This is a genomic window from Streptomyces harbinensis, from assembly GCF_900116145.1.
Taxonomy (GTDB): domain Bacteria; phylum Actinomycetota; class Actinomycetes; order Streptomycetales; family Streptomycetaceae; genus Streptomyces; species Streptomyces carpaticus.
Window position 1 is genome coordinate 21,278 of the sequence record NZ_FPAB01000007.1, and the last position, 10,618, is coordinate 31,895.

A 10,618-nucleotide genomic window follows, 5' to 3' on the forward strand; every position below is an offset into this window, starting at 1 on the left:
GGCCGCGTACCTGCCTTTCTGCGCGTGCGGTGCGGTGGGGTGAGGGGGAGGGGAGGGCGGACGTCACGGTGCGGGCAGCTTGTTGAAATGCCCCGGCAGGGCGCTGGTGAGCGAGATGGTGGCGGAGCTGTTCACCTTGATCAGTCCGATCGCGCTGATGTTCAGCAACCCCATCGCCTTGATGCCGATCAGGCCGAGACCGTCCAGGTTGAGCGGGCCCTGGCTCTTGATGTCGAGGGTGCCGCCGCTGGAGAGGGTGAGCTTGCGCCCCGCCTTCAGCGCGAGGTTCCGGTCGGCCTCCACCGACACCGTCCCGCCGCCCTTGATGCTGATCGCGCCCTCGCTGTCCACCGTGATCTTGGTGTTGGAGCGGTCCAGATTGATCGTCAGCTTGTCGTTCCCGGTGGCGATCCGGACGCCGTTCTTGCCCGGCTGCTGGCTGAGCAGGTCTACCCGGTTGCCCCGGCGGTCGGAGAGGGTGTGCCGGGCGGACAGGTTCTTCAGCCCGTCGTGCAGCGGCACGTCCTTCACCGGGGTCGGCTTGTCCACCCCGTTGTAGAGCCCGCCGATGACGTACGGGTGGTCGAGCGTGCCCCGGTCGAACGCCACCAGCACCTCGTCGTTGACGTCCAGCGGGAAGATCCCGCCGCCGCCCTTGCCGCCCCACTGCGTCACCCGGGTCCAGTCGCTGATGTAGGTGTCGTCCAGCCACGGGAACCGCAGCTTCACCCGCCCCTGCCGCAGCGGGTCCGCGACCTCGGTGACGATCGCGATGGCCACACTCGGCAGCTGGACGCCCGTGTCCCCGCCACCGCCGGAGGCCACCCCGTACAGCGACCGCCACTGCCGTCCGCTGACCGTCGCCAGCGTGCGGTACGCGCCGTGGCCGAAGGTGTGCTGCACCGAGGTGACGGTGTACCGGCCCGCGAACGGCGCCCCCACGTCCGCCAGCGCCACCGGCAGCCCGGGACGCAGCCGCGGGTTGCCATGCACCAGCACCTCCACCTCGGCGAACGAGGAAGTGACGTCGTCGGCGAGCGCCGCCGCCGCCCGCTCCACCTCCGGCCGCTTGTCGTACGGCGTCCCCGCGTCCACCAGCGTGATCGGCGTGAACGCGCCCGCCGCGTCGGCCGGGGTCAGCCCGATGCCGAACCGCTTGGTGTCGGAGGTGAACGCGGTGGCGACCTCCTCCTTCTTGGTGGTCACATCCCAGCCGCGCGCCTCGACCTTCCGCACCTGATCGCCCGCGGTCACCGCCGACCGCAGCCGCAGAATGTCCTGGCCACGCTGGAGGACCAGCGGGTTGGTGTCGTTGGCGCCCTGCGGAGTCGGCGCGGCGGAGGCCGGCTTCGGGTCGACGAAGTGGAACTTCCCCTCGGCGTCGATGGACATGACCCGCTTGTTCTCGTCGGCGAGCCGCGCCAGGAAGTCCCAGTCGGTGACCCCCGACTGGCTGATGAACGCGTACTCGTCCGGCGTGGCGTCGATCCGGCCCACGCTCACCCCGTTCTGGGTTACGAGCCGGCGGGCGATCGAGTCCGCGGTCTCGCCCCGGTACGCGACCACCCGGCGCCGCCGCATCAGCCGGAACCCGTGGTCGTACCCCCGGATGATCGCGAACGAGCCCGCGCCGTCGAAGTCGGCCTCCATCCCGGTGATCTCGCCGGTGAACAGCGGCTCCGAGGTGCCCTCCCCATCGGCGATCGGGGTGATCACCACCGGGGCGCCGAACTCCGCGCGGAGCAGACCGAGCACCGTACGGGTCGGGTCGCGGAACACCAGCCGGAACGCCGCCGGCACCCCGACCCCCTGATCGACCCAGCCGTCGACGAGGTCGGACGCCAGATCCGGCTCCAGCACCGTCCCGGCGATGGAGATGCTCAGCACACTGGAGAGCGCCGATTCCGCCATCAGGAACGCACCTCCTCGGCGGCCGGCAGCATCAGCTGCGAACCCGGGGTCAGGGCGAAGGGGTTGTCGATGCCGTTCGCCTCGGCGATGGCCCGCCAGGCGTTCGCGCTGCCGTACTCCCGGAACGCGAGCGAGGGCAGCGAGTCGCCGGCGATCACCCGGTGCACGCGGCGGGCGGTGAGGGCGCCCGAGGTCGGGTTCTGGCCGGGCGTCCGGCCGGGGATCTCGTGCAGCCGCATCTGGCAGGTGGCGCGGATCGGCGTGCCGGTGGTGGAGAAGAGGGTGTAACTGGCCTCCACCGAGCTGACGTACGCGGTGAAGCGGGCGGTGGAGAACGAGCCCCACTGGAAGATCACGCACGGGGGCAGCGGCTGCTTGGCGGCGTTGCTGACCGGGGTCACCCCGCAGCAGGCGAGCAGCGCCTCCACGTTCTTCAGCACGGTGTTGCTGCCCGGCTCGTGGGAGGAGTCGAGGAAGATCTCCAGCGACATCTCGCGCGGCTCGGCCCCCATGAACTCCGGCCTGGAGCCCTCGCGCTGGGCCACGGTCGGGGTCACCGTCCAGTTGGCGCTGCGGCTGAGGGACAGCTGGGACGGGTTGAAGTCGAAGGCGAACTCCTTGATGAGCCCGCCCGGTCTGGAGCTGCGGCCCTTCGGCGGCTCGTGGATGGCGAGCGAGGCGCGGACGAGGCTCGCTCCCGTGCCGCGCGGTCCCGTGACCATGGCGGATGGCGTCCCTTCGGTGCTCGGTGCTCGGTGCTCGGTGGTTGATCAGGGGTGGCCGGCCGGGGCCGGACGGTCAGTCCGTGAACCCGTGGTGGGCGATCTCCAGCGTCTCCACGGCCACCGCCTTGCCCTCCGGGTCGAACTCCGGCCCGGTCCAGCTGACGGGGAGCACCGCGAGCAGACCCCAGGTGGCGATCTCCGAGCGGTCCGCCCGCAGGGCCGTGATCGCCCCGGTGGGCCGCTCGATCCCGGTCTGGATGGACGCGAACCACCGGGTGATCTTCAGGGTGTCCTCGGTGACCGGCCGGGTCAGCCGGATCGTGGGCCAGGTGACCCGGGTGGGGAACTTCCAGACGTAGCCGTTGTTGCCGCCCTCCTGGTACTCCTCGATCTCCACCTGGGCGGACAGCCCGTCGCATTTGTTGAACAGGCCCAGGCTCGCGTTGTCGATGGTGAGGCGGAAGAACGGGGTACTCGCCGGGTCCAGTCGGTTCATCGGGACGGGCCTTTCTGCGGTGACGCGGTGCTGCGGGGGCGGCGGAACGGGCGGGGGCGGGACGGGACGTGACGGGACGGGGCGGCGGGGTCAGGGGCGGCTGTCGCGCAGCCTTCCGATCCGCTCGCGATCGAGGCGCAGTTCGGTGCGTAGCAGCCGGGCGACCCGGCCGATGAGCTGGTGGCTCAGCTGGTCGAGCTGGAACTCGGTGAGCCGCAGCGGATCGGTGGACTCCGTCTCCGGAGAGGCGGTACGAGCCACCACCGGCGGGCCACCGGACCGCTGCACGGCGGCGGGCGGCGGGGCGGGGCGTGGCGGCGGGGTGGGACGCGGCGGCGCGGCGGATGCGGCCCCCGGCGCGCGCTGGACGGCGGGCGCCGGGCCGGCCGCCGGCCGCGCCGATGTCGCACCCGGGGGCCCGGCGGGCGCCGGGCGCGCGACCGGCATGGCCACCGGCGCCGGGGCGGCGGCCGGAAGGTGACCCGTCACCGGGGCGGTGCGCGGAAGCCCCAGCCCTGCGGCCGGCGGCACCGAGAGCCGCTGGACGGCGGCGGGGTGGCCGGCGGCACCGGGGCCCGCGGGAGCCACCGGGCCGGGAACGGCGGCCGGCGGCCGGTGACCCGGCGTGGGTACCGGGGCGGACGGTGCCGAGACGGTCGCGGTGGAGCCCGCCGCTGCCCGGCCCGGCGGCGTCCGGGGCACGGCGCGCTGGACGGCCGCGGGCGCGGCCCCCACGGACCCGGACGCGGCAGGGGAACGGAGCGGAACACCGAGGCCCGCCGGGCGCACGGCGGGCGCGACAGGACGTACGGCGGCCGGTGCCGGCGCGGAGTCCGGGGCGGCGCTCCGGCCGGCCGGCGCCGACCGCTGGAAGGACGGTCCCGGATCGACCCGCGGCGCCGGGGCCTCGGGACGTGCACGGGAGACGGCCGGGGTGACCGGAGGCTCCGGCTGGTGGCGGGTGGGCGCGCCGAGGCCCGCCCGGACCGGCGCCCTCTCCGGCCGGCGCTGCACCGAGGGGTGCGCGGCGGAACGAACGGCCGTCGCCCGGGGGAGCGCACCGGGCGTTACCGGCCCGGTGGGCGCGGCGGGTCCCACGGCGGCGGCCTGGGCGGGTGGCGCCGCGGCTCCCTGGTGGCCGGCCGGCCGGACCGGGGAGGCGGCGGGGCGCGGTCCACCGGCCGGACCCGGCGCGGCAGCGCCGGAAACCGGCGCCCCGGCGACGGCCCGCTGCACGGGGCCGGCAGCTGAGCCCGCCGGTCGCTGGGACGGAGGTGCCGGGACGCCGTAGGCACCGCTCGACACGGCGGGTTGCCCCGCCGTCGTACGGGCGGCGGGCACCTCGGCAGCGGCGCGGGACGGAACATCGGCCGTCCGCCCGGCCGCCGTTCCCGCGGTCGTCGTGATCTGCGGGGTGACCGCTCGTGCGGGCGTGGGGTGTGCGGACCGCTGGGCGGGCGTGGTTGATGAGGATGAAGGTGTGGTGCGGAGGGGTGCCACGGCGGTCGGCGTGGCCGGGCCGCCGGTGGTGGTCTGCGGGGTGACCGGCCGTACGGGGGCGGGGTGCGCGGACCGCTGGACGGGGGCGGCTGCTGCCGGGGTGCTGCCGGTTGCCGGGGCGGCCGGTGGCGTTGCCCGGCGGGCACTTCCGGTGCCGGGTGTGGGCATGCTGCCGGTTGCCGGGACGGACGGGGGCGTTGCCCGGCGGGCAGTCCCGGTACTGGGCGCGGGAGCGCTGCCGGTGGTGGTGGTCTGCCGGGGCACCGGCCGTACGGGGGCGGCTGCCGCCGGGGTGCTGCCGGTTGCCGGTACGGCCGGGGGTGTCGCCCGGCGGGCAGTCCCGGTGCCGGGCGCGGGCGTGCTGCCGGTGGTGGTGGTCTGCGGGGTGACTGGCCGTACGGGGGTGGGGTGTGCGGACCGTTGGACGGGGGCGGCTGCCGCCGGGGTGCTGCCGGTTGCCGGGGCGGCCGGGGGCGTTGCCCGGGGGGCAGTCCCGGTGCCGGGTGTGGGCGTGCTGCCGGTGGTGGTGGTCTGCGGGGTGACCGGCTGCACGGGCGCCGGGTGTGCCGACCGCTGGACGGCGGCCGTCGGCGACGATGCGCCGCCGCCGTTCGCCGGGGCGGGCGGGGACACCGGCCGCACGGGGGGTACGGCCCCGGCCGCACGCTGCACCGGAGCCGGGCCGGGCGGCACGGCCGGTACCGGCGTGGAGGCCGCGGGTACGGGGCCGCCCGTTGCCGGAGCGGATGCGGAGCGCCGGGCGGGTGCCGGTCCGTCGTCTGCCGCCCGCGTCGGTGCCGGCGGAGAGGCGGGCGGAGCGACGGGCCGCTGAGGTATCGCCCCCGGCGCGTCGTCCGTCCGTTGCGCGAGGGGCGCGGTGTGCGCGGTCCGCTGGAGGGAGGCGACCGGAAGCGGAGCGGCGTTGCCGGGCGCGTCGCCGGGCGCGGCGGCGGGTGTGGGCCGTACGGCGGGCTGCGGCGGTGTGCCGGACGGTGCCGGGCGGGGCGCGGATGCGCCGCCGGTCGCCGGTGTCCGGGGCGCGTCACTCGCCGGCCGCGCGGGCGCGGAGGCCCGCCGCCCGGCGGGCGGTGTGCTGTCCGCCGCGCGCTGCACGGGCGCGGACGGCGCCCCGCCGGTCGTCGAGGAGGCAGCGGGCCGCCCCGGGGTGGCGGACCTCGGGGCCCGTGCGGAGGCGGAGCCGTCCCGGCCGGGGCTGCCTGTTGGCGTGCCGGTGGCGGCAGGGGCGGCGGACTGCCGCAGGCCGGGGCGGGGTGCGGGCGCCGGCGCGGGAGCGCCCGTGACGGGTGCGGCGCCGGGGGCGAGCGGGCCCGGCCCGGGGCGGGGAGCGGAACGACGCGACGTGGCCGCGTCCGCCGGTCGCGCGGCCCGCTGTACGGCCGGGCCGGGACCGCCGTCCGCGCGCGGCGAACGCCGCACCGGCGCGGCCGGGGCGTTCGGAGCAGTCGGGGCGGCCGGTGTGGTGGGTCCGGCGGGGGACGGCCGGTGGGCGGTGGGGCCGGACGGAATCGCCGCCTGTGGAGCGCCGGTCACCGGGGGAGTGGGCACCGCCGTGGGGACGGAACCGTACGACACGGGCGCGAGCGGGGCGACGGCCCCCGTACCGGATCCGCCGGCCGGCTCGTTCACCGCACCGGGGCCCGGGGAGTGCGCGGCACCCGCCACCGGGGTAGGTGTGTCCGGCCGCCCGGCCGCCCGGCGTGGGGCGCTCGCCACCGCGCGCTGGACGGCCGGAACGCCGCCCGCCGCGCCCGCGCCGGTCACGGCCGGGGCGGCTGCCGGTCCCGCTGTACGGGCCGCCGTGTCACCGGCCTCCCGGCCGCCGGACACGGTCGGCGTCCGACCGGTCCCCGAAGCCGTGGATGCCGTGGATGCCGTGGAAGCCGTGGAAGTCGTCGAAGCAGCCGAAGCAGCCGAGGCCGCCGGAGCGGAACGGACCGCCGTACCAGCGGAACCGGCAGCGGCCCCGGAGGCACCCGAGGTGCCCGAAGCTCCCGAGGCGCTCGAGCCCGCCGAAGCCGCACCGCCCCCCGGAGCCGGAGGAAGCGACGGCCCGGGTGCCGCCGCACCCGGGCCGCCGGTCGTGTCCCGGGCGGGCGCCGGTTTCCGCCGGGTGGCGGGCAGCACGCGGCGCTGTACGCCCGCCGGCTGACCCGTCGTCCTGGTCAGCGACCGCGCCGGGGGCTTCGCGGCCGTCACCGGCCGCACCGACGTGCCCGGCTGCTTCCGCCGCGCCGTGGCGCCACCGGGAGCGGCCGGGGCCGGAGCACCGGCACTGGCCCCGTCACCGGGCACCGGCTCCTCCGGGGCCGCCCGCACGGGTACCGGCTCGGGTCGCGGCATGGCCGGCGGCCCGCCGTACGCCGGGCGGTGCAAGGCGGAAGAGGCCGGCCGGGGCTCGTCCATCGACGGGGCCGCCATGCCCGCCGGGGGCTGACCGTCCAGGATGGACAGCCGTCCGGGCCGCGCCGACGAGGGGTTCTGGAACGTGGCGATCCGCCCGTCGAACCGCCAGTCGGCGATCCGGTGTTCGGGGTTCACGGCACGCTGCATCGGCGGCAGCACCGGCCACGCCGCGACGGCCGGGCCCGGCCCCGGCGCCGCGGGCGCGGCCGCACCGGCATCGGCACCCGAAGCCGGCCCCGCACCCCCGGGTGCCGCACCGGCACCCCCGGCCGGCGGCGGCGTGCCACCGGCACGGGTACCGGGCGAGCCCCCCGCGGCGTCCGTGCGGCGCAGCAGACGGTCGAGGAAACCCATGGCTCAGCCCTTCGTTTCGGCGTTCTGCGCCTGTGCCTGCACCTGCACCAGGGACGCGATCTGCTGCACGTACGTGCGGCGGTCGTGGTGCTCCAGATCCAGGATCTCCGCCTGACTCCAGTGGAAGTGGTAGGCGAGGTACGCGATCTCCTGGTGCAGCCGGTCGATCGCGTACGTCATGATTCCCCCAGGCGGCTCCCGCCGAGTTCCACCTCGAAGGGCTCGGAGCAGTGGGGGCAGGCCACCGTGGCGCGGGTGTGCCCCTCGGCGTTGATCTGGCGGTAGAAGTCCTGGAGGAACGCCAGATCGGAGGCGAACATGCCCTCCACGATGCCGTCGTGCACCGACCGCAGGGTGCCCAGCCGGGTGATGACGCGGCCGAGCAGAACCACCGACAGATAGGCGGGGTTCTCCGTCACCCGGGCGTCGCGCAGCGGGAGGAGTTCGTCGCGCGCCGTCGCCAGCCGCATCATCCCTTCGCGGTGGATCTCGCCCTGGGCGTCGACGTACCCGCGCGGCAGTTCGAACGCGAACTCCGTGCGCAGGGGTTCCGGCCCCGGTACGGCCGCCGCGTGCCCGCCCGCGCCCGCGGTCTCGGGTTCCGGGGCCGCCGCCACGGCGGCACCGGCGGGTTCCGGGGCCGCCGTGGCCTCGCGCGCCGGCCGGGCCACCGTGCGCTTCATCAGGCGAGTTCCAGACGCTCGTAATTGACGGTCGCGGTCAGCGTCATGGCCTCGGAGCCGCCGGACTTCAGCGCGGTGGGCGTCGCCACGTTGCACCACGCGCTGATCAGGTTGTAACGCATCACCTCGTTGCCCTGCCAGTCCTGGAGGATGATGGAGGCGTTCTTGCGGGCGGAGCCCATCGCGCCCTCCTGCGACTCCTTGATCCAGTCCTGGAACACCGTCTGTTCGGTGATGCCGAAGACGACCTCGATGCTGCCGCCGGGCTGCGGCCCGGGCATGTTCTTCACCAAGGTGATGCCGTCCGCGGTGTTCTGCATGTACGTGATGACTTCCTGGTCCTGCTTGAAGCCACTGATCTCGTGGACGGCCTCGATCTGGATGCCGTCGATCTGGAAGCCGAAGTTGCTGACTGTGAGGGCATCGCCCAGCTGCAAGTCGCTCATGGTGTCGTTCTCCTCCTGGAGGGCCGGCCCCGGGGCCGCTGCCACGGCCACCGGGCGGGGCCGGGATCGGGGGTGGTGATGAAGTGCGGAGCGTGGGCCGGCCGTGGCCCCCGGTACGGTGACCGGCGGGCCGCGGCCGGCCGGGCGGTCACTCCTCCAGCTCTCCGGTGCCGCTGGAGTGCTGCGAGAGCCGGAAGATCACGAACTCGGCGGGCTTGACGACCGACACGCCGATCTCGCAGATGACCCGGCCGAGGTCGATCGACTCCGGGGTGTTGGTCTCCTCGTCACACTTGACGAAGAACGCCTGGCTGGCCTGGGTGCCGAACAGGGCGCCCTCCCGCCACTCGTTCGTCAGGAACGCCGAGACGTTGCGCCGGATGCGGGCCCACGTCTTGTGGTCGTTCGGCTCGAAGACCACCCACTGGGTGCCCAGCAGGATGGCCTCCTCCAGGTAGTTGAAGTACCGGCGGATGTTGAGGTAGCGCCACGCGGGGTCGGAGGACAGGGTGCGCGCGCCCCAGATGCGGATGCCGCGGCCGGGGAAGGCGCGGATGCAGTTGACGCCGATGGGGTTGAGGAGGTCCTGCTCGCCGCGGGTGATCTGGAGTTCCAGGTCGACGGCGCCGCGGATCACCTCGTTGGCCGGGGCCTTGTGGACGCCGCGCTCGCTGTCGTTGCGGGCCCACACGCCGGCGACGTGGCCGCTCGGCGGGATCATCCGGGACTTGCCGATGGCCGGGTCGAACGACTTGATCCACGGGTAGTACAGCGCGGCGTACTTGGAGTCGTAGCCGGCCGTCTCCTGGCGCCAGACCCGGATGTCCCGGGCGTTCATGCCGGGCGGCGGGTCGATGATCGCCACCCGGTCGCCCATGAGTTCGCAGTGCGCGATGAGCCCGAGCTGGACGGCCTTGACGTCCTCCAGGTCGATCGCGCCGCGCTGGTAGGCGGCCATCAGGTCGGGCACCGCGACCATGGAGATCTCGTCGACGGCCTCCAGGCCGCCGAAGCCGGTGCGGTCGGCGGAGTCGCCGAGGTAGTCGCCGGCGCCGGGGTGCGCCTCCTGGCCGGGGCCCGTCGCGGCGGGCACCGGGGCGGCGGCCGGCGGAGCGGCCAGCGTCACGGTCTGGTTCTCCGGGCGGGCGAGCTGCCCGGCGGGGGCCGCCTCGGTCACGGAGATGAGCTTGGAGCGCTCCTTGACCTGGTTGACGACGTAGGCCCGGCCGCTCTTCTTGCTGGCGGTGACCTCGAAGCTCTCGACGACCTTGCCGTCGTCCTTCACGGTCAGCTTGAACCGCTCGGCGGGGCCCTCGCCCTCGGCGTCGGTCACCTCGACGGTCAGCGCGCCGTGCGCGGCGGGCGCGATGGCCGTGACCGTGAAGGTGCCCAGTTCCTTGGGCTCGCCCGGCGGCAGCGCGGCCGGGGCCGCCGCTCCGGGGGCGGCCGGCACGGCCCGGCCGGTGGCGCCTTCCGCGCCGGCGCCCTCAGCCGAACCGCCGACGCGCACGACGTACGCCGCGGTGCCGCCGTTGTTGAAGAACCCGTAGACGGAGTGCGCGAGGTAGTAGCCGTCGGTGAATTCGCCGAACGACGCGACGAACTGCGACCAGTTGGTCACCAGCGTCGGCTGGTTCAGCGGACCCCGGGGCGCGAGGCCGACGAAGGCGGCGACCGATGTGCCCACACCCTCGATCGGACGCGTCCCGCTGGCCACCTCCTCGACGTAGACGCCGGGCGACAGATAGGACGGCATGGTGTGCATCTCCTCGGGGTACGGATAGGGACAGGGATCACCCTTACGCGGCCCGCCGTACCTGCGAAACGGCCTCCGGGGCCTTCTGCTGGGCAGCTTTGCTGCCCCGGGGGGCAGCTTCGGCATGCCTGCGGGCCGGAGACCGCCCTGCCGCGTCATGGCAGGGCACGTTCGCTGCCTTTTCGGGCGGAATCCTTGGTCCGAACGGCTCCTGTCGCGCCTCCGGCGTTTCCTTACGCTCGCCTGGTGAGCTTGTGGACCTCTCTGGAACCTGCTTCCGCGACTGTTGCGCCCGGTGATGAGACGCGGGTGCGCCTGCGGCT

Annotated in this window: 8 protein-coding genes; all 8 read right to left on the reverse strand. The window is 75.2% G+C overall.

Annotated features, from left to right (window positions below):
• Nucleotides 1-63: 63 nt before the first annotated feature.
• Nucleotides 64-1,911, reverse strand: coding sequence for a VgrG-related protein (locus BM385_RS19245; RefSeq protein ID WP_093843827.1), 1,848 nt, complete (start codon nucleotides 1,909-1,911; stop codon nucleotides 64-66).
• Nucleotides 1,911-2,633, reverse strand: a complete 723-nt coding sequence (locus BM385_RS19250; RefSeq protein ID WP_019435793.1) for a CIS tube protein — start codon at nucleotides 2,631-2,633, stop codon at nucleotides 1,911-1,913. The genes BM385_RS19245 and BM385_RS19250 overlap by 1 nt, the downstream gene beginning before the upstream one ends.
• 76 nt (nucleotides 2,634-2,709) lie before the next feature.
• Complete coding sequence (locus BM385_RS19255) at nucleotides 2,710-3,132, reverse strand: phage tail protein (protein WP_019435792.1); 423 nt, start codon at nucleotides 3,130-3,132, stop codon at nucleotides 2,710-2,712.
• 90 nt (nucleotides 3,133-3,222) lie between these two features.
• Nucleotides 3,223-3,393 carry a hypothetical protein gene (locus BM385_RS27245; protein WP_175543043.1) on the reverse strand — a complete coding sequence of 57 codons (171 nt, stop codon included), beginning with the start codon at nucleotides 3,391-3,393 and terminating at the stop codon, nucleotides 3,223-3,225.
• A 4,020-nt stretch (nucleotides 3,394-7,413) separates the two neighbouring features.
• Nucleotides 7,414-7,590 (reverse strand): DUF6760 family protein, encoded by a 177-nt coding sequence (locus BM385_RS27250; RefSeq protein WP_093843832.1) that lies wholly within the window; start codon nucleotides 7,588-7,590, stop codon nucleotides 7,414-7,416.
• Nucleotides 7,587-8,093 carry a hypothetical protein gene (locus BM385_RS19285; protein ID WP_019433364.1) on the reverse strand — a complete coding sequence of 169 codons (507 nt, stop codon included), beginning with the start codon at nucleotides 8,091-8,093 and terminating at the stop codon, nucleotides 7,587-7,589. Before BM385_RS19285 ends, BM385_RS27250 begins: the two co-directional genes overlap by 4 nt.
• Entirely contained in the window at nucleotides 8,093-8,539 is a 447-nt protein-coding gene (locus BM385_RS19290) for a phage tail protein (RefSeq protein WP_019433365.1), read from the reverse strand. Before BM385_RS19290 ends, BM385_RS19285 begins: the two co-directional genes overlap by 1 nt.
• A 148-nt stretch (nucleotides 8,540-8,687) precedes the next feature.
• Nucleotides 8,688-10,295, reverse strand: coding sequence for a phage tail sheath family protein (locus tag BM385_RS19295; protein ID WP_026047356.1), 1,608 nt, complete (start codon nucleotides 10,293-10,295; stop codon nucleotides 8,688-8,690).
• Between the last annotated feature and the right edge of the window lie 323 nt (nucleotides 10,296-10,618).

Coding starts and splice junctions, on each gene's coding strand:
- BM385_RS19245 (WP_093843827.1), bottom strand. CDS start 1,911: ATGGCGGAATCGGCGCTCTCCAGTGTGCTGAGCATCTCCATCGCCGGG.
- BM385_RS19295 (WP_026047356.1), bottom strand. CDS start 10,295: ATGCCGTCCTATCTGTCGCCCGGCGTCTACGTCGAGGAGGTGGCCAGC.
- BM385_RS19285 (WP_019433364.1), bottom strand. CDS start 8,093: ATGAAGCGCACGGTGGCCCGGCCGGCGCGCGAGGCCACGGCGGCCCCG.
- BM385_RS19255 (WP_019435792.1), bottom strand. CDS start 3,132: ATGAACCGACTGGACCCGGCGAGTACCCCGTTCTTCCGCCTCACCATC.
- BM385_RS27250 (WP_093843832.1), bottom strand. CDS start 7,590: ATGACGTACGCGATCGACCGGCTGCACCAGGAGATCGCGTACCTCGCC.
- BM385_RS19250 (WP_019435793.1), bottom strand. CDS start 2,633: ATGGTCACGGGACCGCGCGGCACGGGAGCGAGCCTCGTCCGCGCCTCG.
- BM385_RS19290 (WP_019433365.1), bottom strand. CDS start 8,539: ATGAGCGACTTGCAGCTGGGCGATGCCCTCACAGTCAGCAACTTCGGC.